General features: G+C 71.3%; 19 protein-coding genes and 1 tRNA gene. 5 read left to right on the top strand and 15 right to left on the bottom strand.

Annotated elements, in window-relative coordinates:
* Positions 1-39: 39 nt before the first annotated feature.
* Together ACWD1Z_RS11570 and ACWD1Z_RS11565 are read right to left on the bottom strand one after the other, a co-directional pair.
* On the bottom strand, positions 40-2,256 hold the full coding sequence (locus tag ACWD1Z_RS11570; RefSeq protein ID WP_451117680.1) for an MMPL family transporter: 2,217 nt from the start codon (positions 2,254-2,256) through the stop codon (positions 40-42).
* Between the two features lie 102 nt (positions 2,257-2,358).
* Positions 2,359-2,961: a TetR/AcrR family transcriptional regulator gene (locus ACWD1Z_RS11565; RefSeq protein ID WP_451117678.1), complete on the bottom strand. Its 603-nt coding sequence runs from the start codon at positions 2,959-2,961 to the stop codon at positions 2,359-2,361.
* Positions 2,962-3,120: 159 nt separating this feature from the next.
* On the opposite strand from ACWD1Z_RS11565, the gene ACWD1Z_RS11560 reads away from it, so the two are divergent.
* The gene (locus ACWD1Z_RS11560) at positions 3,121-6,363 is read left to right on the top strand and encodes a S41 family peptidase (RefSeq protein ID WP_451117676.1); all 3,243 of its coding nucleotides are present in this window, start codon (positions 3,121-3,123) and stop codon (positions 6,361-6,363) included.
* Between the two features lie 89 nt (positions 6,364-6,452).
* On the opposite strand, the gene ACWD1Z_RS11555 is transcribed toward ACWD1Z_RS11560, so the two are convergent.
* The 4 genes from ACWD1Z_RS11555 to ACWD1Z_RS11540 all read right to left on the bottom strand — a co-directional run bounded on the left by ACWD1Z_RS11555 (position 6,453) and on the right by ACWD1Z_RS11540 (position 10,054).
* Positions 6,453-6,632 (bottom strand): hypothetical protein, encoded by a 180-nt coding sequence (locus tag ACWD1Z_RS11555; RefSeq protein ID WP_250077555.1) that lies wholly within the window; start codon positions 6,630-6,632, stop codon positions 6,453-6,455.
* A gap of 76 nt (positions 6,633-6,708) precedes the next feature.
* The gene (locus ACWD1Z_RS11550; protein ID WP_451117674.1) at positions 6,709-7,593 is read right to left on the bottom strand and encodes an SDR family oxidoreductase; all 885 of its coding nucleotides are present in this window, start codon (positions 7,591-7,593) and stop codon (positions 6,709-6,711) included.
* Complete coding sequence (locus ACWD1Z_RS11545) at positions 7,590-8,507, bottom strand: alpha/beta fold hydrolase (protein ID WP_451117672.1); 918 nt, start codon at positions 8,505-8,507, stop codon at positions 7,590-7,592. Before ACWD1Z_RS11545 ends, ACWD1Z_RS11550 begins: the two co-directional genes overlap by 4 nt.
* Positions 8,504-10,054 (bottom strand): flavin-containing monooxygenase, encoded by a 1,551-nt coding sequence (locus ACWD1Z_RS11540; protein ID WP_451117670.1) that lies wholly within the window; start codon positions 10,052-10,054, stop codon positions 8,504-8,506. The genes ACWD1Z_RS11545 and ACWD1Z_RS11540 overlap by 4 nt, the downstream gene beginning before the upstream one ends.
* Positions 10,055-10,230: 176 nt before the next feature.
* On the opposite strand from ACWD1Z_RS11540, the gene ACWD1Z_RS11535 reads away from it, so the two are divergent.
* Complete coding sequence (locus ACWD1Z_RS11535; RefSeq protein WP_389418433.1) at positions 10,231-10,851, top strand: MerR family transcriptional regulator; 621 nt, start codon at positions 10,231-10,233, stop codon at positions 10,849-10,851.
* Positions 10,852-10,857: 6 nt separating this feature from the next.
* Here the strand turns inward: ACWD1Z_RS11535 and ACWD1Z_RS11530 are convergent, their stop codons facing one another.
* Entirely contained in the window at positions 10,858-11,691 is an 834-nt protein-coding gene (locus ACWD1Z_RS11530) for an exodeoxyribonuclease III (RefSeq protein ID WP_451117668.1), read from the bottom strand.
* Positions 11,692-11,738: 47 nt separating this feature from the next.
* Here ACWD1Z_RS11530 and ACWD1Z_RS11525 point away from each other — a divergent pair, with 47 nt between their 5' ends.
* Positions 11,739-12,221 carry a GNAT family N-acetyltransferase gene (locus tag ACWD1Z_RS11525; RefSeq protein WP_451117666.1) on the top strand — a complete coding sequence of 161 codons (483 nt, stop codon included), beginning with the start codon at positions 11,739-11,741 and terminating at the stop codon, positions 12,219-12,221.
* Positions 12,222-12,358: 137 nt separating this feature from the next.
* Here ACWD1Z_RS11525 and ACWD1Z_RS11520 read toward each other — a convergent pair.
* The 7 genes from ACWD1Z_RS11520 to galU form a co-directional block, all read right to left on the bottom strand.
* A tRNA-Ala gene (locus ACWD1Z_RS11520) sits at positions 12,359-12,432 on the bottom strand.
* Between the two features lie 59 nt (positions 12,433-12,491).
* A complete protein-coding gene (sepX, locus tag ACWD1Z_RS11515; protein ID WP_451117664.1) occupies positions 12,492-13,769 on the bottom strand; it encodes a divisome protein SepX/GlpR in 1,278 nt (425 codons plus the stop codon).
* A gap of 173 nt (positions 13,770-13,942) precedes the next feature.
* On the bottom strand, positions 13,943-14,563 hold the full coding sequence (locus ACWD1Z_RS11510; protein ID WP_451117663.1) for a GNAT family N-acetyltransferase: 621 nt from the start codon (positions 14,561-14,563) through the stop codon (positions 13,943-13,945).
* Between the two features lie 20 nt (positions 14,564-14,583).
* On the bottom strand, positions 14,584-15,099 hold the full coding sequence (locus tag ACWD1Z_RS11505; RefSeq protein ID WP_451117661.1) for a MogA/MoaB family molybdenum cofactor biosynthesis protein: 516 nt from the start codon (positions 15,097-15,099) through the stop codon (positions 14,584-14,586).
* Positions 15,096-15,575, bottom strand: a complete 480-nt coding sequence (moaC, locus tag ACWD1Z_RS11500) for a cyclic pyranopterin monophosphate synthase MoaC (RefSeq protein WP_389418272.1) — start codon at positions 15,573-15,575, stop codon at positions 15,096-15,098. Before moaC ends, ACWD1Z_RS11505 begins: the two co-directional genes overlap by 4 nt.
* A 117-nt stretch (positions 15,576-15,692) precedes the next feature.
* Positions 15,693-17,015, bottom strand: coding sequence for a molybdotransferase-like divisome protein Glp (gene glp / locus ACWD1Z_RS11495; protein ID WP_451117658.1), 1,323 nt, complete (start codon positions 17,013-17,015; stop codon positions 15,693-15,695).
* A gap of 5 nt (positions 17,016-17,020) precedes the next feature.
* Positions 17,021-17,923, bottom strand: coding sequence for a UTP--glucose-1-phosphate uridylyltransferase GalU (galU, locus tag ACWD1Z_RS11490; protein ID WP_451117654.1), 903 nt, complete (start codon positions 17,921-17,923; stop codon positions 17,021-17,023).
* 93 nt (positions 17,924-18,016) lie between these two features.
* Between galU and ACWD1Z_RS11485 the strand changes: the two genes are divergently transcribed.
* Positions 18,017-18,637: a 5-formyltetrahydrofolate cyclo-ligase gene (locus tag ACWD1Z_RS11485; protein WP_451117653.1), complete on the top strand. Its 621-nt coding sequence runs from the start codon at positions 18,017-18,019 to the stop codon at positions 18,635-18,637.
* A 30-nt stretch (positions 18,638-18,667) separates the two neighbouring features.
* Here the strand turns inward: ACWD1Z_RS11485 and ACWD1Z_RS11480 are convergent, their stop codons facing one another.
* The gene (locus ACWD1Z_RS11480; protein ID WP_451117652.1) at positions 18,668-21,442 is read right to left on the bottom strand and encodes a penicillin acylase family protein; all 2,775 of its coding nucleotides are present in this window, start codon (positions 21,440-21,442) and stop codon (positions 18,668-18,670) included.
* A gap of 268 nt (positions 21,443-21,710) precedes the next feature.
* Here ACWD1Z_RS11480 and ACWD1Z_RS11475 point away from each other — a divergent pair, with 268 nt between their 5' ends.
* The gene (locus tag ACWD1Z_RS11475; protein WP_451117855.1) at positions 21,711-23,219 is read left to right on the top strand and encodes a potassium/proton antiporter; all 1,509 of its coding nucleotides are present in this window, start codon (positions 21,711-21,713) and stop codon (positions 23,217-23,219) included.
* The last annotated feature ends 199 nt before the right edge of the window (positions 23,220-23,418 follow it).

The raw sequence follows: 23,418 nt of genomic DNA, 5'->3' as shown, positions 1-23,418 counted from the left end.
GTTGGCCCTCACCGGCTGGTCTCGCTCAGGAGCGGTACGTCAGGCGCGTACCAGCTCCTTGTCCTTGTCGGCGTGCGCCTCGGCCGCGGCCTTCAGGCCCTCGCCCTCGACGTCGACGTTCGGCAGCGCGCGGTCCAGCCACTTCGGCAGCCACCAGGCGCGCTTGCCGAGCAGTGCCAGTACCGCCGGGACGATCGCCATGCGGACCACGAACGCGTCGAAGAAGACCGCGATGGCGAGGCCGAAGCCGATCATCTTGACCATCGACTCGGAGGAGCCGATGAAGCCGGCGAAGACGGCCATCATGATCACCGCGGCGGCGGTGACCACCCGCGCCCCGTGCTTGAACCCGGTGACCACGGCCTGGCTGGGGTTCTCGCCGTGGACGTACGCCTCGCGCATCCGGGTCACGAGGAACACCTCGTAGTCCATCGCGAGTCCGAAGACCACGCCGACCATGAAGATCGGCATCATCGACATGATCGGGCCGGTCTCCTCCACGCCCATGAGGCCGGACAGCCAGCCCCACTGGAAGACCGCGACGACGGCACCGAGCGCGGCGAGCACGCTGAGCAGGAAGCCGAGGGCCGCCTTCAGCGGGACCAGGATCGAGCGGAACACCGCGATCAGCAGGAGGAAGGCGAGGCCCACCACCAGCGCGAGATACGGCACCAGCGCGTCGTTCATCTTCTGCGAGAAGTCGATGTTCATCGCCGTGGTGCCGCTGACCAGCACCTCGGTGCCGGTGTCGGCCTTGACGCCGGCGCCGGTGTCCCGGATCGCGTGGACCAGGTCCTCGGTCTGGGTGGAGGAGGGCTTGGAGTCGGGGACGACGGTGATGGTGAAGGTGTCCCCGGCCTTGTTGAACGTCGCCGGCGCGACCGTCACGACGCCGTCCAGGCCCTTGATCTCGTCGGCCACCTCGGCGGCGGCGGCCTTCGGGTCGTCGCTCCCCTTGGCGTCGCCGACGACCATCAGCGGCCCGTTGAAGCCGGGCCCGAAGCCCTCGGACAGCAGGTCGTAGGCGCGGCGCTGGGTGGTGGAGGTGGGCTGCGAACCGTCGTCGGGCAGGCCGAGCTCCAGGGAGCCGACCGGGACCGCGGCGGCGCCGAGCCCGATGATGCCGAACAGCAGGACGGCGACCGGGCGGCGGACCACGAAGCTCGCCCAGCGGGTGCCCATGTTGGGCGTGGCCGGGCGGTCCTCGGCGGCGGCCTTGCGGCGGCCGAACCGCTTGTTCCGCGCGCCCGCAGGCTGCACCTTGCGGCCCGCGTAGCCGAGCAGTGCCGGGATCATGGTGAGCGCGATCAGGACCGCGATCACGACCGTGCCGGCCGCGGCGACGCCCATCTTCGTCAGCATCGGGATGTTGACGACCGCCAGGCCCACCAGGGCGATCACGACGGTGAGACCGGCGAAGACCACCGCGGAGCCGGCCGTTCCGGCGGCGCGGCCGACGGCTTCCTCGCGGTCCCGGCCCTCGGCCAGTTCGGCGCGGTAGCGGGAGACGATGAACAGCGCGTAGTCGATGCCGACGGCGAGGCCGATCATCATGGCCAGCGTGGAGGTGGTGGAGCCCAGCTCCAGCGCGCTGGCCAGCGCGGTGATCGTCGAGACGCCGATGCCCACGCCGATGAGGGCGGTCAGCAGCGGCAGCCCGGCGGCGACCAGCGAGCCCAGGGTGATGACGAGGACGACGGCGGCGACCGCGATGCCGATGATCTCGGTGGAGCCGGTCTCGGGCGTGGCCTGGAGCGCGTCACCGCCGATCTCGACGGTCAGCCCGGAGTCGCGCGCGTCCTCGGCGGCGTGCTCCAGGGCCTCCTTGGTGGACTCCGCCAGCTCCATGCCGGAGACCTCGTAGCGGACCTGGGCGTAGCCGACGCTGCCGTCCTTCGAGACGGACTTGGTCTCGAAGGGGTCGGTGACCGAGACGACCTCGGAGCCGGTGCCGAGGTCCTTCACCGCCTCCTCGACGGCCGCCTTGTTCCCGGCGGCCGAGAGCTTCTGGCCGTCGGGCGCCTGGAAGACGACCCGGGCGGTCGCGCCGTCGGCGCTCATCCCGGGGAACCGTTCGTCCAGCAGGTCGAAGGCCTTCTGGGCCTCGGTGCCGGGTATGGAGAAGGATCCGCTGCCCGCTGCGGGCGCGGAGGCGGCGCCGACGCCGGCGAGCGTCAGCAGGGCCACCCAGATCAGGGCGACGAAGTGGCGCCGGCGGAAGGCGAACCGGCCGAGTCGATAGAGAAACGTGGCCACGGAGGCGTACTCCCGGTCATGTCGTGGGGGTGTTCAGGGCAGGGTGGATCAGCCCGGCGACGTGAGCGGTGACGTCAGGTGAGAGGGCTTGCTGGGGAGGTGTCAGCTGGTGGGCGCGCCGAGGGCGGGGAGGACCACGGCGTCGATGTACGAGATGAGGAAGGCCTGGGTCGGCGGCTGTTCGTCGATCATCGTGCGGGCGGCGAACCCGCCGATCATCATGTGCATCACGAACTCGATCGCGGGGTTGTCCGGACGGATCTCGCCGCGGTCGACCGCGCGCTGGATCACGCGCCGGAAGTCCGCCAGCTCCGGTTCGACGAGGTGCTCCCGGAACGCCCGCAGGAGGTCCGGGTTCGAGTGCACCGCCATGGCCAGGCCCCGCATGAGCGCGGAGTTCTGCTCCATCTGACAGTCGTCGGACCGCCTGGTGAGTGCGTGCAGATCGCCCCTGAGCGAGCCGGTGTCGATCCCGTCCAGGGTGCCGCCCGGCTTGCTGTGCCGTACGGCCTTCGCGACCAGTTCGGCCTTGCCGCCCCACTGGCGGTAGAGCGTGGCCTTGCTGGACTTGGTGCGCGCGGCGACCGCGTCCATGGTCAACGCGTCGTAGCCGACCTCGCGGAGCAGGTCGAGCACGGCTCCGTAGAGCTCGGCCGCCCGCTCGGGGGTGATGCGACTGCGACGTGCCGTGGCGGTCTCAGCCATGGCTCATCACCTTCTCCCACTCGCGAACGACACGGTTTCGTACGGTCCGAAGGTAGCGCAACCGCTCATCGAAACGAAACGGTTTCGTACGTGTCCTGGGTCACGCCGTCCGCTTGCGCACGAGTTGCTCCTGCCCATCCCGGGGCAAAGCATGAGGAGGTGAGCTATCTTCGCCTCCCTCATCTCAACGGTGACCTGCTGTGCTTCGTGGCCGAGGACGATCTCTGGCTGGCCCCCCTGGACGGACCCGGACGCGCCTGGCGGCTCACCGTGGACCGCACCAAGGCGGGCCACCCGCGCTTCTCGCCGGACGGCGAGCGGATCGCGTACACCAGCTGGCGCAGTCTCGTCCCCGAGATCCACCTGGTCCCGGCCGAGGGCGGACCGGCCCGCCGGCTGAGCTACTGGGGCAGCCCGGACACCCAGGTCACCGGCTGGACCCCGCCGGCCCAGGACGGGACGAGCGACATCCTCGCGGTCGCCTCCCACGGCGAGCCCTTCTCGTACTTCACCTGGGCCTACAAGGTCTCCCCCGACGGCTCCCCCGGCCGCAAGCTGCCCTGGGGCCCGGTCTCCGACCTCCAGGTCGCCGACCTGGACGGCGAGCGCAGGACCCTCCTGCTCACCGGCACCCCGCCGCACGAACCCGCCGCCTGGAAGCGCTACCGGGGCGGCGCCACGGGCCGCCTGTGGCTGCACGGCGAACGGCTGCTGGCCGACCTCGACGGCCATCTGGCCTGCCCCATGTTCGTCGGCGGCCGGATCGCCTTCCTCTCCGACCACGAGGGCGTCGGCAACCTCTACTCCTGCGCCCACGACGGCTCCGACCTGCGCCGGCACACCGACCACGACGCCTTCTACGCCCGGCACGCCGCGAGCGACGGGACTCGGGTGGTCTACCAGTGCGGGGGCGAACTGTGGATCGTGGACGGCCTGTCCGACGCGGACAAGCCGCGCAGGCTCGACGTCCGGCTGAGCGGCCCGCGCGCCGGGCGGCGCCGCTACCAGGTGCCGGCCGCCCAGCACGTCGACGGCATCTCGGTCGACGAGACGGGCCGCGCGAGCGCCGTCGTCATCCGCGGCAGCCTGTACTGGATGACCCACCGCGACGGCCCGGCCCGTACGATCACCGACACTCCCGGGGTACGGGTCAGGCTCCCGGAGATGCTCGGCTCGGTCGGCCAGGTCGCCTACGTCACCGACGCCGAGGGCGAGGACGCCGTCGAGATCGCGTACCTCCCCCGGGCGACCGGGGACCGCGAACCGCGCCGGATGGCCTCGGGCGAGCTGGGCCGGGTGCTGGAGCTGGTCTCGGATCCCGAGGGCGAGCGCCTGGCCATCGCCGCGCACGACGGACGGCTCCTCCTCCTCGACGCCACCGAGGACTCCGGCGGCGGGGTGACCGAGCTGATCCGGTCGGCCAACGGCCCGGTCCGCGACCTCGCGTTCTCCCCCGACGGCTGCTGGCTGACCTGGTCGCATCCCGGCATCGGCCGCTCCCTGCGCCAGATCAAGATGGCCCGGATCAAGGACCGGTTCGTCATCGACGTCACCAACGGCCGCTTCGAGGACGAGAACCCGGTCTTCACCAGCGACGGCCGCTACCTGGCGTTCCTGTCCTGGCGCGGCTTCGACCCGGTGTACGACGTCCACACCGGCGACCTGTCCTTCCCGCTCGGCTGCCGCCCCTATCTGGTGCCGCTCTCCTCGGCGACCCCCTCCCCGTTCGCGCTGAACCCCGAGGGCCGCCCGGCCGCCGGGGGCCTGGACCCGCTGGAGGAGGAGGGCGGCGAGGGCGGCACGGTGACCGTGGAGACCGAGGGCCTGGAGAGCCGGGTGACGCCCTTCCCGGTCGCCGCCTCCAAGTACTCGGCGCTGCACCCGGTCACGGGCGGCGGCCTGGTCTGGCTGCGCTGGCCGATCTCGGGGGCGCTCGGCGAGACGTTCGCCAACCCCGACGACACCAGCGGGCGGCCGACCCTGGAGCACTTCCACATCAGCAAGGCGAAGAAGTCCGAACTCGTCGAGCACCTGGACTGGTTCGCGGTCAGCGGCGACGGCAGCCGGCTCGTCGTGGTCGACGAGGGCGAGCTGCGCGCGGTCCCCGCCACCGAGAGCGGCGACAGCGACTCCACGGTGTGGATCGACGCCCGCCGCATCCTGCACGAGGCCGACCCCGCCGCCGAGTGGCGCCAGGCGTACGAGGAGGCGGGCCGGCTGATCCGCGCCTACTTCTGGGACCCCGGCATGTGCGGCATCGACTGGGACGCGGTGCTGGCGCAGTACCGGCCGCTGGTCGAACAGGTGGCGTCCCCGGACGAGTTCGCCGATCTGCTCCGGGAGGTGCTGGGCGAACTCGGCACCTCCCACGCCTACGTCGCCGCGGCCCGCCGCAACGAGGGCCCGCCCCACTACCAGCGCCGCCAGGGCCTGCTCGGCGCCAACTTCGTGCGCCGTGACGACGGCTGGACGCTCCGGCGCATCCTCCCCGGCGACTCCTCCGACTCCAAGGCCCGCTCCCCGCTCGCCGGCACGGGCATCCGCGAGGGCGCCGTGCTGACCCACGTCGACGGCCGCCCGGTCGACCCGGTGACGGGCCCGTATCCGCTGCTCGCGGGGGCGGGCGGTACGACGGTGGAGCTGACGTTCACCCCGGCCGAGGGCGAAGGGCGCTCCCGCCGGGTCGCCGTGGTCCCGCTGATCGACGAACGCCCCTTGCGCTACCAGGACTGGGTGGCCAAACGCCGTCAGGTCGTACGGGAGTTGAGCGACGGACGCTGCGGCTATCTGCACATCCCCGACATGGGCGGTTCCGGCTGGGCCCAGTTCAACCGCGATCTGCGCATGGAGGTGTCCCGCCCCGCCCTGATCGTCGACGTCCGCGGCAACGCGGGCGGCCACATCAGCGAACTGGTGGTGGAGAAGCTGACCCGCACGATCCTCGGCTGGGACCTCACCCGCGACGCCCAGCCGGTGTCGTACGCCTCGAACGCGCCGCGCGGGCCGGTGGTGGCCCTGGCGGACGAGGCGACCTCCTCCGACGGCGACATGATCGCGGCCGCCTTCAAACTCCTCAAGCTCGGCCCGGTGGTGGGCCAGCGCACCTGGGGCGGCGTGGTCGGCATGACCGGCCGCCACCAGCTGGGCGACGGCACGGTGATCACGGTACCGATGAACGCGGCCTGGTTCGACGCGTACGGCTGGTCGATCGAGAACCAGGGCGTCACCCCCGACCTGGAGATCCTGCGCACGCCCCTGGACTGGGCGGAGGGCCGCAACACCCAGCTGGACGACGCGGTGCGGCTCGCGCTGGACCTCCTGGAGACCAACCCCCCGGCCGGACCGCCCGACTACTCCCAGGTACCGGACAGGTCGAGACCGCAACTGCCGCCCCGCACATGAGCCCTCGTACATGAGCCCCCGCTCATGAGCCCTCACACATGGGAGAGGGTGCCCCGGTCCGGGGCACCCTCTCCGCTCAGCGCGCAGCGTCAGGCGTCGAAGTCCTGGTCGAAGCGGTCGCGCTCCTCCGGCTGGCGGCGCTCCGGCTCCTCGTCGCGGTCCCGCTGCTTGCCGCGCTGCGAGGCCTGCTCGCGGGCCTGCTGCATCTTGTCCTTGGCCTGCTGCGAGAACTGCTCGGACTTCTCCTGGAACTGGTCCTTCATGCCCATGAGTTTTCACTCCCGTGATGGGTGAGGGGATCAAGCTCGACCAGATTCACACGCCCGGTGACGCTTCGCATGTCGATCAGTTACGGTGCGTAGCCATCTCCTGTTCGTCGGCCGCACCGCCCGCCCCGACGAGCCCGATCCGCATCCCGTCCAGCCGGTCCGCGAACCGCCGCATCTCGCGCTGCCCGACCGTCCCGATGACCGCCGGCAGATATCCCCGCACGCCCTGCATCCCGCGCAGCCACCACTGCCCGTACACATGACTGGACCGGCGCTCGATCCCGGCGACGATCCGGTCGACCGCGGGCCCCAGCGGATACGTCTTGTTCGACGGCCACGGCAGCCGCTGCCGCAACTCCCGCATGACGTCGTCCTGGTCGGCGCCGCGCACCATGTCCGTGTCGGTCCAGGACAGGTACCCCACGCCCACCCGCACGCCCTTGTAGCCGACCTCGGCGCGCAGGCTGTGCGCGTACGCCTCCACGCCCGACTTGGACGCGCAGTACGCGGTCATCATCGGCGCCGGAGTGATGGCGGCGAGGGAGGCGATCTGGAGCAGGTAGCCGCGGCTCTCCATGAGCACCGGCAGGAACGCCCGCGCGGTCACCGCCGACCCGATGAGGTTCACCTCGATGACCCGCCGCCACGCCACCGGATCGGAGTCCACGAAGGGCCCCCCGGAGGCGACACCGGCGTTGGCCACCACGATGTCGACCTTCCCGAACCGCTCCTTGACCTCCCGCGCCACCCGCGCCATCGCCTCGTGGTCGGTGACGTCGGCGTGCCAGTGGTCGCTCTCGCTGTGCAGCCGCTCGGAGACCTGCTTGAGCGCGTCCGGCTCCAGCCCGACCAGCGCCACCTTCGCCCCGCGCGCGGAGAGCTTGCGGGCGAGCAGTTCGCCCACGCCCCGCGCCGCTCCGGTGACGACGGCGACCTGTCCTTCGAGGCTCACCCTGCTCATGCGCCCTCCTTGATCTGTGCGTAAGTGACGACGAGTTCACGAATCCGGGCGCTGATCAGTTCGGGCGCCTCCACCGGCGTCATGTGCCCGATGCCGGGCAGCTCGGTGAGCCCGACGCAGGTGGGCAGCGCGGCGGCCAGCGACCGGGCGTGCACCGGCGGGGTGAGCCGGTCGGCTGACCCGACGACGACCGCGGCCGGTACCGTCAACTCCCGTATGCCGTGGTCGAGATCGAGCAGGTCCAGCACCTGCGACCAGGAGTGCCGCACCGCTCGCGGACAGGCGTGCACGATCCGCGCGCACGCCTCGACCATGTGCGGCGCCGAACCGGGCCCCATGGTGGCGTACTTGAGGATCCGCCGCGCGAGCGGTGTGACCGGCCCGAGCGGCGCCCGCGACCCGAGCACCCGCTTGGTCAGCCACGTCCGCAGCCGCCCGGCCCGCATCGGCAGGACCGTGGCCTCGGCCACCAGCCGCGACGAGCCGGTGCTGCACAGCAGCACGGCGGCCGCGTGCTCCCGGAACGCCGGCCGCCCGGCCGTGGCCAGCACCGTCATGCCGCCCATGGAATGCCCCACGATCACGGCCTTCTCGGCCGGCGCGAGGGTCTCCTTCAGTACGGCTTCCAGGTCGTCGGCGAGTGCCTCGGTGCCGCAGGCGCGGCTCGCCGGGCTGCGTCCGTGGCCGCGCTGGTCGTAGGCGATGACCCGGTGGTCGGTGGCCAGTTCGCGGATCTGGGCCGCCCAGAAGGCGGTCGAGCAGGTCCAGCCGTGGGCGAGGACGACAGGGGGCGCGCCGTCGGGTCCGTGCACCTCCACGTGCAGGCGCGCGCCGTCCGCGGAGGTCGCGGTGAGTTCGCGGGTGGGGGTGGGCGGGGCGTAGGGGCCGGAGCTCACGTGCGTCAGGCGGCTCACGCGTCCACCTCCGAGCGCTCGCCGGCGCCTGCGGACCCCTCGGCCACGGCCGCGGCACTCGGCGCACCCTCGTGCTCCCCGGCGCGCACCACGGTGTACTCCGCGAGATCCACCCGCCGGGTCGCCCGCCGGAACTCGCTCGTGGTGCCCGGCCAGATGGTGGTGTTGCGCCCGTTCTCGTCCAGGTACCAGCTGGTGCAGCCGCCGGTGTTCCACACCGTGCGCCGCATCCGCTCCTGCACCCGCCGGTTCCAGGCGTGCACGGCGTCCGCGCGGGCGTCGAGCGCGACCCGTCCGCCGAGCACGTCCAACTGGCGCAGGAAGTCGGCCAGGTAGTTGAGCTGGCTCTCGATCATCAGGATCATCGACGAGTTGCCGAGGCCCGTGTTGGGCCCGATGATCGTCATCCAGTTCGGGAAGCCGGCCGCGGACGCGCCCCGCAGCGCCTCCATGCCGCCCTTCCACGTCTCGGCCAGCGTCTGGCCGTCGGCGCCCACGACCCGGTCCGCGATGGGCATGTCGGTGACATGGAAGCCGGTGCCGAAGACGATCGCATCGACCTCGGTCTCGGTGCCGTCGGCGGCGACGACCGTCGAGCCGCGGATCTCGGCGAGCCCGCTGGCGACGACGTCGACGTTCGGCCGGGCGATCGCCGGGTAGTACTCGCTGCTGAGCAGGATCCGCTTGCAGCCGATGCGGTAGTCGGGGGTGAGCTTGGCGCGCAGCGCCGGGTCCTTGATGGCGCGGGCCATGTTCTGCCTGGCCAGCTTCTCCACCAGGCCCAGCTCGTTCGGGCGCTTGGTGAACGCCTGGACCTGCAACTCCCGGATGCCCCACAGCAGTCCGCGCCGGGCCTGGGTGGTGAAGGGCAGCCGCTTGTGCAGCCAGCGCTCCGCCCCGCTGATCGCGCGGTCCATGCGCGGCATCACCCACGGCGGGGTGCGCTGGAAGAGGGTGAGCCGGGAGACCTCCGGCTGGATGGCCGGCACGATCTGGATGGCGGAGGCGCCGGTGCCGACCATCGCGACGCGCTTGCCGCGCAGGTCGTAGTCGTGGTCCCAGCGGGCGGAGTGGAAGACCTTGCCCGGGAAGGAGTCCAGCCCCGGGATGTCCGGCACCTTCGGGTCGGACAGCGGCCCGGTCGCGGAGACGACGACGTCGGCGGAGAGGTTCCCGCTGGTGGTCTCGATGTCCCAGCACAGCCGCTCGGCGTTCCACGCCATCCGCTTCACCTCCGAGTCGAAGCGGATGTGCGGGCGCAGCCGGAAGACGTCCGTGACGTGCTCCAGGTAGGCGCGGATGTGCTCCTGCCCGGAGAAGGTGCGCGGCCAGTCCGGGTTGGGCGCGAAGGAGAAGGAGTACAGGTGGGAGGGGACGTCACAGGCACAGCCGGGATAGCTGTTGTCCCGCCAGGTGCCGCCGACGCTCGACGCCCGCTCCAGGACGACGAAGTCGGTGACGCCCTCGCGCCGCAGCCGCACCGCGGCCCCGAGCCCTCCGAACCCGGATCCGACCACCGCCACCCGTACATGCTCGTGTTCGGTCATCCCGAAGCCCTCCACAGCCGTGCGACCCTGCCAGTAAACACTGGCGCAATGGGGAGGGTAGAGCAGCTCCGTACTCATGGGTAGGGGGTGGACGAAGGAAAGTTACCCCCGGTACGCCATAGGCTTCCCGCGTGGCAGAAGACGCTGGACGACCCGAGGGCCGACACGAGTACCGCATGGAGGAGCTGGCCCGGCTGGCCGGCATCACCGTGCGCACCCTGCGCTTCTACCGCGAACGGGGGCTCATCCCGCCACCCCGCCGCGAGGGCCGTATCGCCTGGTACGACGACCGCCACCTGGCCCGGCTGCGCACGATCTCGGCCCTGCTGGAACGCGGCCACACCCTCAGCGGCATCGCGGACCTCGCCGAGGCCTTCGACCACGGCCGGGACGTCGCCGACCTGCTCGGCATGGACACCCCCACCGAGGAGATCCCGGTCCGCCTCACCCCCGAGGAACTCGCCGACCGCTTCGCCGGCGAGGTCACCCCGGAGAACTTCGCCGCCGCGCTGGAGCTCGGCTATCTCGCCACCGACGGCCAGGACATCGTCCACATCAGCGGCCGGCTGCTGGAGGTGTCGGCGGCCCTGGTCCGCGAGGGCATCCCGCTGGCCGAGGTCCTGGCGGCGGGCAAGGAACTGCGCGTGCACGCGGACGTCCTGGCCGACCTGTTCGCCGACCTGATCCTGCGCCACGGCACCGAGGAGGACCTGCCCCGCCTGCGCCCCCTCGCCAAGAGCGTGGTGGAGGCGGAGCTGTCCCTCGCCCTGGACCGAAGGCTGCGCAAGCGGTCGTAGGCAGTCCTAGGGCTGCCGGCGGTCGTAGACCACCGTGACCGGCGCGTGGTCGGACCAGCGCTCCGCATGGCTGGCGGCACGCTCCACGAACCCCTTGACCGCCCGGCCCGCGAGCCCCGGGGTCGCCATCTGGTAGTCGATGCGCCAGCCCGTGTCGTTGTCGAAGGCCCGTCCCCGGTACGACCACCAGGAGTACGGCCCCTCGGCGTCCGGGTGCAGGGCGCGTACGACGTCGACGTACCCGCCCTCGGCCGGGTCGAGCACCCGCCCGAGCCAGTCGCGCTCCTCGGGCAGGAACCCGGAGTTCTTGGTGTTGCCGCGCCAGTTCCGCAGGTCCGCCTGCTGGTGGGCGATGTTCCAGTCGCCGCAGACCACGACCTCGCGCCCGTCGGCGGCGGCACGTTCGCGCAGTTCCTTGAGGTAGGCCAGGAACTCGCCCATGAAGCGGACCTTCTCGTCCTGGCGCTCGGTGCCGACCTCCCCGGAGGGCAGGTACAGGGAGGCGACCGTCACACCGGGCAGATCGGCCTCGACGTACCGTCCGCTCGCGTCGAACTCGCCCGACCCGAAGCCGACCTGGACCCGGTCGGGCTCGCGCCGCGCGTAGAGGGAGACTCCCGCGCGCCCCTTGGCGGCGGCGGGCGCGTGCACCACGTGCCAGCCCTCGGGCGCGCGCACGGCCTCGGGCAGCTGCTGGGGCTCGGCGCGCACCTCCTGCAGGCACAGCACATCGGCGGCGGTCCCGGCCAGCCACTCCACGAAGCCCTTCTTCGCGGCGGCACGCAGCCCGTTCACATTTACGGAGGTCACAGTGAGCACCCGGGCACGATACCGGCACACTGGACGGAGTCCAGATTCCGACTGCCCATGAATGTACGGTTGCCCGCATGCACATACGTCGCGTCCCCTTCGACCACCCCGACGCCATGAAGCTCAACGACGCGGTCCAGGCCGAGTACGACGTCCGCTACGGAGACGGCGGTGACGCCACTCCCATGGACCCGGCCGACTTCGAACCGCCGAACGGCGTGTACCTGATCGCCTACGACGCGTACGACTCCCCGGTCGCCTCGGGCGGCTGGCGCGTCCAGGACGCCAACGGCGAGGGCAACCTCGACGGGGACGCCGAACTGAAGCGGATGTATGTGATCGACGCCATGCGCGGCCGTGGCCTCGCCCGGCGCATCCTCGCCGCTCTGGAGGAGGACGCCCGCGCGGCCGGACGGCTGCGCATGGTGCTGGAGACGGGCATGAAGCAGCCGGAGGCCGTCGCCCTGTACCGCTCCAGCGGCTATGAGCCGTGCGCGAAGTTCGGCTACTACCGCTTCCACGATCTGAGCCTGTGCTTCGCCAAGCCGCTCGCGCCCTGAGACGGGCCGGCCGCCCGCGGGCGGCTGGGAGTTCGGGGCAGTTCGGGGCAGTTCGGGGCAAAAAAAGATCCCGCCCGATCAACCGATCGGACGGGATCTCATCAACTGCCCCGATTTCTCAAGTGCAGTTGTTGCGGTGGACCTGAGGGGATTCGAACCCCTGGCCCCCTCGATGCGAACGAGGTGCGCTACCGGACTGCGCCACAGGCCCTTGCAACGAGTGAAACTCTAGCATCCCGATCCGCCCGCCTGGAAATCCGTTCCCGGCGCCTACTCGTTGGCCGCGCGCGGCCGCCCGCCGTCGTCGTACTGGTCGAACAGGGGGGTGCGTCCCCGCTCACGGGCCCGCCGGGCGGACGCGGCCCGGCGGGCGTCACTGCGCCCGCCGCCGTCCGCCCGCTCCTCCTCGTCCGCCGCCTCCGGCTGCTCGGCCGCGGCCGGACGGGACTCCGTCTCGTGCTCCGGCGCGACCGCGCTGGACCGCGCCGAGCTCCACGCGTCCGGCGCCCCGAGATCCACATCGGCGGTGGCCCGCGGCGCGACCGGGGCGGTCACATAGGTCGGCAGCGGCACCGGCACCGGGTCCCAGCTGTCGCCCTGTCCCGGCCGCCGCTGACGCTCGCGCTGCTGATCGACCCACTCGGCGTGATCGGTCTGCTCGACCAGCGCCCGCCGGTCCGCGGCCAGCGCCGACAGCCCCGGGTCGGTCCCCGCGGCGGGTCCCTCGCCGGGCTCCTCCGGGTGCGCGCCGGGGTCGGCGGGGGTGCGCCGGCGCGGCTGGCGCGCGCGCTCCTTCAGCCGCTGCGCGGCGACCTCGGCCCGACGGCGGTCCATCTGGTAGGCGAAGCGGCGGCGCTCCTGGCTGCGCAGATACGCGATGTACCCGCTCAGCAGCACGGCCGGCACGCCGGGCGCCCACAGGAACGCGAGCCCTCCGACGGCGGCGACGATCGTGCCGCAGGTGAAGGCGAGGAAGAGCATCACGGTGGTACGCCGCCGACGGGCGAGCACCTTGGTACGCCGGGCGCGCGCCGCGGCCGCCTCCGCGGCTGCCGTGGGCGGCGTGCGCCGTGCGGCGGGGACCGCCTTCTGGGGCTGCTGGGGCTGCTGGGCCTTCTGGGTTGGTACGGGTTCGGGCGCCGGGGCGGCCGGCTGCGCGCGCACCGGTTCGGGCCGTTCCTTCTCCTCCGCGCGCTCCTGCGCCCGCTGCTCGGCGCGCTCCTGCGCCCGCTCCTCCGCGCGCGTGGGCACCACCGCCTGCGCCTGGGGGCGGGTCGGGGGCATGGCGAAGGCCCGGACGTCCACCGAAGCGGTGACGCCGTCCGGGTCGACGGCGCTGGGCTCCCCCTCGTCGGCGGAGCGCGCACGCAGGTCCTTGGCGTACCGGCGCTCCATCCCGGCCCGTCCGGACAGCAACCGGATGGCTGTGCTGAAGCGTTCCGTCGGACGGGCCTCGTTCAGCTCGTCCTGCCTACGGAGCCACATCGGCACCAAGTAGGCGGCCCAGGCCCCGACAATGACTGCGTAGATGAGGCCGCTGCTGCTCACGCCTCACACGGTAGAGGGGTTTGTGTGAGGCCATCTGCCAATTGAGCCGGTGTGTCGCACGATCTGGCTGATATTTCGAAATTTTTTTGTGACCGATGCGATCAGCAGATCGCAGAGGATGGGTAATTCAGAGTGCCGAGACGGTCACACTGCGATCAATTTCGAACATTTATTCAATTACCGGGGTTGTGCGGGATTCCCCTGCGTGTGCGGTGTGTCCGGTGCCAGCGGCTCAGCAGCCCGTCCGGCACCTCTTCCGCCGTGAGGGCGAACACGAGATGGTCGCGCCAGGCGCCGTCGATGTGGAGATAACGGGGCCGGAGCCCCTCCTCGCGGAATCCGAGTTTCTCCACCACCCGGCGGCTCGGTCCGTTCTCCGGGCGAATGCAGACCTCGACGCGGTGCAGTCCGACGGTCCGGAAACAGTGGTCCACCACGAGCGCCACGGCCGTCGGCATCACCCCGCGGCCGGCGACACTCTCGTCCACCCAGTAGCCGACGTGCCCCGAGCACATGGAGCCCCAGGTGATCCCGGCGACCGTCAACTGCCCCACCAGACGGCCCTGGTACTCGATGACGAAGGGCAGCATGCGGCCCGCGTTCGCCTCGGAGCGCAAGTGCCGGACCATCTGGCGGTAGGTCGGCCGGTGCGTGATCGGCCCGCTGGGGGTGGGCGGCGGAATGGTCGCCTCCCAGGGGCGCAGCCAGTCCCGGTTGCGCCGGTTGACCTCGCGCCAGGCCCGCTGGTCGCGCAGTTTTATCGGCCGGAGGACGACATCGCCGTCCGCCAGCACGACGGGCCAGGAAGGGCTGTTCAGCTCGCACCCCCGCTGCCGGCGCCGGGTCTGGGGTGATCGCCGCCGCGGAGCTGGTCGACGGCGTGGACCAGCAGGGGCTCCAGGACGGCGAGTCCGTCCTTCACCCCGCCGGTGGAACCCGGCAGATTGACGATCAGCGTGCGACCGGCGACCCCGGCCAGTCCTCGGGAGAGCGCCGCGGTCGGCACCTTCTCGCGGCCGAACGCCCGGATCGCCTCCGCGATGCCCGGCACCTCGTGGTCGATCACCGCGCGGGTCGCCTCGGGCGTGCGGTCGGTCGGCGAGATGCCGGTGCCGCCGGTGGTGACGACGACGTCGTACCCGGCGTCCACGGCGGCGCGCAGCGCGGCCTCCACGGGATCCCCGTCGGGCACGACCTGCGGGCCGTCGACGGCGAACCCGAAGCGCTTGAGCCCCGCGGCGATCAGGGGGCCGCCCTTGTCCTCGTAGACGCCCGCGGAGGCGCGGTTGGAGGCGGTCACGACGAGGGCGCGGCGGGTCCCGGCGGTCATGCCCGGCTCCAGTCGCCCGACTTGCCGCCCGTCTTCTCCTCCACCCGTACGTCGGTGATGACCGCTCCCTTGTCGACCGCCTTGACCATGTCGATCACGGTGAGCGCGGCGACGGAGACCGCGGTGAGGGCCTCCATCTCGACGCCCGTGCGGTCGGTGGTCTTCACGGTGGCCCGGATCTCCACGGCGTCGTCCGCGACCGACAGGTCCAGTGTCACACCCGACACCGACAACGGGTGGCACAGCGGGATCAGGTCCGGGGTGCGCTTGGCGCCCATGATGCCCGCGATCCGCGCGGTGGCCAGCGCGTCGCCCTTGGGCACGCCCTCGCCGCGCAGCAGCTCGACCACGCGGGGCGAGACCAGGACGCGCCCGCTCGCGCGGGCGGTGCGCGCCGTCACGTCCTTCTCCGATACGTCGACCATGCGGGCCGCGCCCGCCTCGTCGATGTGGGTCAGTCGGTCCTGCGTACTCATGCTGTGTGGCGCTCCCGGTCCGGGCCCGTGGCGGTGCGGCGCTGGGCCTGCTGTGCGCGACACGGTACCGCCAAGTCGGCGCGCGCACCGGAGCAGGACCGGCACGCGCGCGTGCGCTCAGCCGAGCAGCACGACCTCGACCTCGGCGCCGGGCTCCACGGACTCGGTGTCCTCGGGGACGACGATCAGCGCGTCGGCGTGCGCGAGAGCGGCGACCAGGTGCGATCCGGCGCCGCCGACCGGGGTCACGGCACCGTCGGCGTAGCTGCCGCGCAGGAACTGCCGGCGCCCCTTCGGCGAGGTCAGCGCCTTGTCCGCCGTCAGGGTCGCCGTCACGCGCGGCCGGTGCACGTCCTCCAGGCCCATGAGCGTGCGGATCGCGGGCCGGACGAACAGCTCGAAGGAGACGTACGACGACACGGGGTTGCCGGGGAGGGCCAGCAGCGGGGTGTGGTCGGGGCCGATGGAGCCGAAGCCCTGGGGCTTGCCGGGCTGCATGGCGAGCTTGCGGAAGTCGATGCCGCTGCCCGCCTCGTCCTCGTCGGCGACGGACTGCAGCGCCTCCTTGACGACGTCGTACGCCCCGACGCTCACCCCGCCGGTGGTGACCATGAGGTCGGCGCGCACCAGCTGGTCCTCGATGGTGTCGCGCAGCGTCTCGGCGTCGTCGGCGACGGCGCCCACGCGGTAGGCGATGGCACCGGCGTCCCGGGCGGCCGCGGTGAGGGCGAAGCTGTTGGAGTCGTAGATCTGGCCGTCGCGCAACTGCTCGTCGGGCTGGACGAGTTCGCTGCCGGTGGACATCACCACCACGCGCGGGCGCGGGCGTACCCGGACCGTGCCGCGGCCGATCGCGGCGAGCAGCGCGATCTGCGGCGGGCCGAGGACGGTGCCGGCCTCCAGGGCGCGGTCACCGGCCTTGACGTCGCTGCCCTTGGCGCGCACATGCGCGCGTGCCGCGGCGGGCCGGTACACGTGCACGTGTCCGGAGGCGCCCTCGGGGGCGAGGCTGCGCGCGCGCATCCCGGCCACCGGGCCCTCGCCGAGGCCGCCGTCGGTCCACTCGACGGGGACGACCGTCTCCGCGCCGGGCGGCAGCGGGGCGCCGGTCATGATGCGGGCGGCCTGGCCGGGGCCCACCTGAAGCAGCTCCGCCTGCCCCGCGGCGACGTCCCCGACGACCTCCAGGACCGCCGGGAACTCCTCGCTCGCGCCCGCGACATCGGCGACCCGCACCGCGTACCCGTCCATGGAGCTGTTGTCGAACGGCGGCAGGGAGACCGGCACCGTGACGTCGTCGACCAGGACACAGCCCTGGGCGTCGAGGAGTTGCAGCTCGATGGGTTCCAGGGGGCGGACGGTCGCGAGGATGTCCTCCAGGTGTTCGTCCACCGACCACAGGTGGTCCCGGCCGGTGGTGCGGGGCGCGGCGCTGCTCAAAGTGGCTACATCTCCTCGGCTACGTAACGGCGAAGCCAGGTCCGGAAGTCCGGGCCCAGGTCTTCACGTTCGCATGCGAGTCTGACAATGGCACGCAGGTAATCGCCACGGTCACCGGTGTCATAGCGGCGTCCCTTGAAGACGACGCCGTGCACCGGGCCGCCGACCTTCTCGTCCTCGGCGAGCTGCTGGAGGGCGTCGGTGAGCTGGATCTCGCCGCCGCGACCGGGCTCGGTCTTGCGCAGTATGCCGAAGATGTGCGGGTCGAGGACGTACCGGCCGATGATCGCGTAGTTCGACGGGGCGTCCGCGGCGTCGGGCTTCTCCACCATGCCGGTCACCTTGACGACGTCGCCGTCCTCGGTGGGCTCGACGGCCGCACAGCCGTAGAGGTGGATCTGCTCGGGAGCGACCTCCATGAGCGCGATGACGCTGCCGCCGCGCTGCTCCTGGACGTCGACCATCCGCTTGAGCAGCGGGTCGCGCGGGTCGATGAGGTCGTCGCCGAGGAGGACGGCGAAGGGCTCGTCGCCCACGTGCGGGGCCGCGCACAGCACGGCGTGGCCGAGGCCCCTGGGGTCGCCCTGGCGCACGTAGTGCATGGTCGCGAGGTCGCTGGACTCCTGCACCTTGGCGAGCCGGCCGGCGTCGCCCTTCTTCTGAAGGGCGGACTCCAGCTCGTAGTTGCGGTCGAAGTGGTCCTCCAGGGGGCGCTTGTTACGGCCCGTGATCATGAGGACGTCGTCGAGGCCCGCCGAGGCGGCCTCTTCGACCACATACTGGATCGCCGGCTTGTCGACGACCGGCAGCATCTCCTTGGGAGTGGCCTTGGTGGCCGGCAGGAACCGGGTGCCGAGACCTGCTGCGGGGATGACAGCCTTGCTGATCCGAGGGTGCGACTGAGTCATGCGCGCAACCTTATCCGGTGCCTTTGTAGTGAATCTGTGACTCCGGTTAATTAGCTCTCATATGAGCGTATTGAAAGGGTACGGGTACGACCATTGCGTCAGATCGGACGTCCGGCTGAGCCTGACAAGCGAACGTTGCGGCGAGAGTTCCTCGCGGTGAGAAACAGGTTGACGGCCGATGACCTGCGGGAGTCGGCGGTCGCGCTGGCGAGTCGCGCGCTGGAGCTGCCCGAGTTGGCGCAGGCGCGCACGGTGGCGGCGTACGTCTCTGTCGGGAGCGAGCCGGGCACGCCGGCGCTGCTGGACGCGCTGCGCGCGCGGGGCGTGCGCGTCCTGCTCCCCGCGCTCCTGCCCGACAACGACCTCGACTGGGGCGCGTACAGCGGCGACGGCTCCCTCGCGCGGGTCCGGCACGGCGGCCGGATGGCCCTGTTCGAGCCGTCCGGGGAACGTCTCGGACCCGACGCCGTTTCCACCGCGGACGTGGTGCTGCTGCCCGGGCTCGCGGTCGACGCGCGCGGCATGCGCCTGGGCCGCGGCGGCGGCTCCTACGACCGGGTGCTCGCCCGCCTGGAGCGCGCGGACGCGCACCCGGCGCTGGTGGTGCTGCTGTACGACACGGAGGTCGTCGAGCACGTCCCGGCGGAGCCGCACGACCGGCCGGTGCACGCGGTCGTGACGCCGACGCGCGTACGCCGCTTCCCGGCGCCCTGAGCGCCCTTCCGTCCGTTCACCGGCCGCCGCTCATGGCTTCAGGACCAGGGTGTCGCTCGTGCTCTTGTCGACCGCGCCGTCGGAGAAGGGCCAGTCCAGCAGCTCGCCGTCGGCCCACTTGTCCGTCTGGTCGGTGTAGTGGGCGCTGTAGGCGTGTCCGGAGGCGCCGGTGAGGTTGATCCACTTCGACTTGTCGAGGTCGCCGAGGTTGACCACCATCCGCATCGACGGCACCCAGACCACGCCGTAGCCGCCGGCGGCGTTCCAGCCGGTGGCGTTGACCGCCGCCTCGCCGCCGCTGAGCTTCCAGGGGCCGCGGTTGAGGACGTACTGGAGGAAGCCGGGGCCGTCGGTGCCGAGGGTCTGGTTCTTCAGGAACAGGCGGTGCAGCCGGCCCCAGCTCCAGGTGTCGATGTCCTTGCCGAGCTTGGCGGTCAGCTCCCAGCGGGCGTCGATCATGGCGCGCTCGAACAGCTCGTCACGGTTGTCGGCCTTGGGGCGGGTGCCCGACTTCGGCGTCGTCCACCAGTCGCTCTCCTCGTCGTCCATCAGGGTGCGGACGACCTCGAACCAGCGGTCGCCGCCGTCCGGCTGGGCCTGCTCGGCGTCGCGCTGGCCGCACTCGCGGACCTTCTCCGTCTCGTCCGCCGGACCGGTGGTGTTCACCGGGTCGACCCACAGGCACTGGCCCTTGACCCGTACTTCCTTGGGCAGCTTGTGGCTGAAGGCGAGCTTGAGGATGTTGCGCCAGACCGAGTTGAAGTAGGCGGCGGCGGCCGAGTCGGCGTCCTGGGTGTAGTCCCAGCCCTCCAGGAGCTTCTGGGCCTCGCGGACGTCCTTGTCGTCGATGTCGATCTTCAGCAGCTTGGGCACCAGCAGCTTGGCGATCTCGCTGGAGTTGTCCAGCTGCATCTGCCGCATGTCGTCGGTGGAGATCTTGCCGCCGTCGTCGGTCTTCGACTTGATCAGGTCGATGATGCGCTGGCTGCGCGTGCCGTAGCCCCAGTCGGTGGTGAGCGTGTGGGGGTACTTGTCCTGGTCGATCACGGCCTGGTTGGCGGTGACGATGTACCCGCGCGCGGGATTGAACTCGAAGGGCAGCTCGTCCTGCGGGATGTAGCCGGTCCAGCGGTACTTGGAGTCCCAGCCGGGCTGCGGGATCGAGCCGTCGACGTTCTCCGCGCGCGTGGGGATCTTTCCGGGCAGGGTGTAGCCGATGTTGCCCTCGGTGTCGGCGTAGACCAGGTTCTGCGAGGGCACCTCGAACAGGGCGGCCGCGGCGCGGAAGTCGGTCCAGTTCGCCGCCCGGTTCATCGCGAAGACGGCGTCCATGGAGGTGCCCGCCTCCAGGGCGGTCCAGCGCAGGGAGATGCCGTAGCCGTCGCCGCGGTCGGGCGCCGAGGTGTCGACGGCGGCCTTCTTGCCGACCTTGACCAGTTCGTCGCTGCGGTCGGAGAGCAGCGGACCGTTGTTGGTCTCGCGGACGACGATCGTCTTGGCGCTGCCGCCGGCGACCTTGATGGTCTCCTCGCGGGTGGTGAACGGCTTGACCTTGCCGTCGTACTGGTAGCCCTCACCGGTGAGCTTCTCCAGGTACAGGTCGGTGACGTCGACACCGGAGTTGGTCATGCCCCAGGAGATGTTCTGGTTGTGGCCGATGATCACACCGGGCAGGCCCGCGAAGGTGTACCCGGTGACGTCGTACTGGCACTTGCTGGAGACGCTGCGGCAGTGCAGGCCCATCTGGTACCAGACGGACGGCAACGACGCCGACAGGTGCGGGTCGTTGGCCAGCAGCGGCTTGCCGGTGATGGTGTGGTTGCCGGAGACGACCCAGGAGTTGGAGCCGATGCCGTTGCCGTTCACGCCGACGGCCGTGGGGAGGTCCTCCAGGACGCCGTAGAGGCCCGAGAGCTGGCTCTGCATGCCCGCGGTGCCGCTCACGGGCGTTCCGGCCGTGGCCGCGTCACCGGTGGACGTCCCGGCCGCGGGGGTGGTGCCGTCGGCGGCGCCGTCCCCCTGCCCGTACGTCTCGGTCAGCTCGTCGTACTGGCCTTCCTGGACGATCGCCTTGTTCCGGTCGTACGGGTACTGCGGGTAGAGGTCCTTGATCTGCTGCGGGCCCAGACGACTGGTCATCAGGGCGCGGTCGATCTCGTCCTCCATGTTCCCGCGCAGGTCCCAGGCCATCGCCTTCAGCCACGAGATCGAGTCGATCGGGGTCCACTGCGCGGGCTTGTAGTCGTTGGCGAAACCGAGGGCGGCGTACTCCAGGGAGAGCTCCTTGCCCTCCTTGCCCGCCAGGTAGGCGTTGACGCCCTTGGCGTAGGCCTGGAGGTACTTCTTGGTGGCGTCCGACAGCTTGCTGTCGTACTCCTCCTTGGCGATCCGGTCCCAGCCCAGGGTGCGCAGGAACTCGTCGGTCTCGACCTGGCTCTTGCCGAACATCTCCGACAGGCGCCCGGACGTCATGTGACGGCGCACGTCCATCTCGTAGAACCGGTCCTGCGCCTGGACGTAGCCCTGCGCCATGAACAGGTCCTCGTCGGAGGAGGCGTAGATCTGCGGGATGCCGTAGCCGTCGCGCTTCACATCGACCGGGCCCGACAGGCCGTCGAGCGAGATCGAGCCCTTGGTCTGCGGGAAGGAGGCGCGAACGGTACTGATGGACCAGTACGCCCCGTACGCGACGCCCCCGATGAGGGCCAGCACGAGCACGAGCACGATCAGACGGGCTTTGCGCCCCTTCTTCCTGCCGGACTTGCCGGGCTGCTGACCCGTAGAGGCGGTGGTGTTGGGGGGCATCGCTGTCCTTGCTGTCCTAACGCGAGCGGCAGGCGGGGCTGTGACTTTGAATGAGCGCTGGAGCAACCATAGGCGCAGGGCCCGGTGCCACTTGACGCGGAGTGGGGAACCAGGACGGACGAGCGTTCGATCATGACCGGCGAAGCGTCAAGAAATCGTCAAGAGTTAGGTAAGGTAACGAAGTAGTTGGGTACGGAGTCCGCCACTTCGTGTCCTATGTACGGAGCTCACGCGCGTGTGCCCGTGAGCCAGGGAAAGGGAACGGCCGCTGACTGTCCACGACCTCAACGAGCTCCTGCTCGTCTGCTCGCTCGTCCTGCTCGTCGCCGTCGCAGCGGTCCGGATCTCCTCGCGCAGCGGGCTCCCCAGCCTGCTCGTGTACCTGGGCATCGGCGTCGCCATGGGCCAGGACGGCATCGGCGACATCAAGTTCGACAACGCCGGGCTGACGCAGGTCATCGGGTACGCGGCCCTGGTCGTGATCCTCGCCGAGGGCGGTCTGGGCACGAAGTGGAAGGAGATCAAGCCGGCCCTTCCCGCCGCCACCGCGCTGGCGCTGGCGGGCGTCGCGGTGAGCGTCGGCGTGACGGCGGCGGCCGCGCACTACCTGACCGGTCTCGAGTGGCGTCAGGCGCTCATCGTCGGGGCCATCGTGTCCTCCACGGACGCCGCCGCGGTCTTCTCCGTCCTGCGGAAAATCCCCCTCCCCGCGCGCGTGACGGGCACTCTGGAAGCGGAGTCCGGCTTCAACGACGCCCCCGTGGTCATCCTGGTGGTCGCCTTCTCGCAGGCCGGTCCGGTCGAGCACTGGTACGTGCTGGTCGGCGAGATACTGCTGGAACTGGCCATCGGCGCCGCCATCGGCATCGCGGTGGGCTGGCTGGGCGTCTGGGGCCTGCGCCATGTGGCGCTGCCCGCCTCCGGCCTCTACCCGATCGCCGTCATGGCCATCGCCGTCGTCGCGTACGCGGCGGGCGCCCTGGCCCACGGCAGCGGCTTCCTGGCGGTCTACCTCGCCTCGATGGTGATGGGCAACGCCCGGCTGCCCCACTGGCCGGCCACCCGCGGGTTCGCCGACGGGCTCGGCTGGATCGCCCAGATCGGCATGTTCGTCCTGCTGGGCCTCCTGGTCACCCCGCACGAACTGGGCGACGACATCCTGCCCGCCCTCGTCATCGGCCTGGTGCTGACGATGATCGCCCGCCCGCTCAGCATCGTGCTCTGCCTCACGCCGTTCCGGGTGCCGTGGCAGGAGCAGACGCTGATGTCCTGGGCCGGTCTGCGCGGCGCCGTCCCCGTCATCCTGGCGACCATCCCGATGGTCGGCGGCGTCGAGGACAGCCGCCGGATCTTCAACATCGTCTTCGTCCTGGTCGTCGTCTACACCCTGGTCCAGGGCCCGACCCTGCCCTGGCTCGCCCGCAAGCTGCACCTGGGCGGGGACGCGGACGCCGCCGCCGACCTCGGCATCGAGTCCGCGCCGCTGGAGCGGCTGCGGGGGCACCTGCTGTCGATGGTGATCCCGCCGGGCTCGAAGATGCACGGCGTCGAGATCAACGAGCTGAGGCTGCCCGCGGGCGCCGCCGTCACCCTGGTGGTGCGGGAGGGGACCTCGTTCGTGCCGCTGCCCACGACGGTGCTGCGGCGCGGGGACGAACTGCTCGTGGTCGCCACCGACCCGGTGCGGGACGCCGCCGAGCGGCGCCTGCGGGCGGTGGGCCGGGGCGGCAAGCTGGCCGGGTGGCTGGGGACGAACGGGGACGCCCCCGATCGTTGACGCCTCCGACCGTTGGCGCCTCCGTCCGTTGAGGGCGCTTTTCATGCTGTTCACACCCACCCGTTCATTCACAGGCGCTCCGGCGCTGTGGTGCTCGTTTTCACAGGGCCACACCCCGGTGATCCCTGTACGATGAAGGCGCACCTTGATCGAACCAACTCTGCCTGACGCAGAGCTGGCGCGACCGTATGGCGGCCGT

Source organism: Streptomyces sp. NPDC002784, assembly GCF_053592135.1.
The sequence above is the reverse complement of the archived record's forward strand: the minus strand, read 5'-3'. Positions and strand labels throughout refer to the sequence as shown.

What these genes read in the sequence shown, in the direction of transcription:
- ACWD1Z_RS11565 (WP_451117678.1), bottom strand. Translation starts at nt 2,961, where the DNA reads ATGGCTGAGACCGCCACGGCACGTCGCAGTCGCATCACCCCCGAGCGG.
- ACWD1Z_RS11555 (WP_250077555.1), bottom strand. Translation starts at nt 6,632, where the DNA reads ATGGGCATGAAGGACCAGTTCCAGGAGAAGTCCGAGCAGTTCTCGCAG.
- ACWD1Z_RS11550 (WP_451117674.1), bottom strand. Translation starts at nt 7,593, where the DNA reads ATGAGCAGGGTGAGCCTCGAAGGACAGGTCGCCGTCGTCACCGGAGCG.
- ACWD1Z_RS11540 (WP_451117670.1), bottom strand. Translation starts at nt 10,054, where the DNA reads ATGACCGAACACGAGCATGTACGGGTGGCGGTGGTCGGATCCGGGTTC.
- ACWD1Z_RS11535 (WP_389418433.1), top strand. Translation starts at nt 10,231, where the DNA reads ATGGAGGAGCTGGCCCGGCTGGCCGGCATCACCGTGCGCACCCTGCGC.
- ACWD1Z_RS11525 (WP_451117666.1), top strand. Translation starts at nt 11,739, where the DNA reads ATGCACATACGTCGCGTCCCCTTCGACCACCCCGACGCCATGAAGCTC.
- ACWD1Z_RS11505 (WP_451117661.1), bottom strand. Translation starts at nt 15,099, where the DNA reads ATGACCGCCGGGACCCGCCGCGCCCTCGTCGTGACCGCCTCCAACCGC.
- moaC (WP_389418272.1), bottom strand. Translation starts at nt 15,575, where the DNA reads ATGAGTACGCAGGACCGACTGACCCACATCGACGAGGCGGGCGCGGCC.
- galU (WP_451117654.1), bottom strand. Translation starts at nt 17,923, where the DNA reads ATGACTCAGTCGCACCCTCGGATCAGCAAGGCTGTCATCCCCGCAGCA.
- ACWD1Z_RS11480 (WP_451117652.1), bottom strand. Translation starts at nt 21,442, where the DNA reads ATGCCCCCCAACACCACCGCCTCTACGGGTCAGCAGCCCGGCAAGTCC.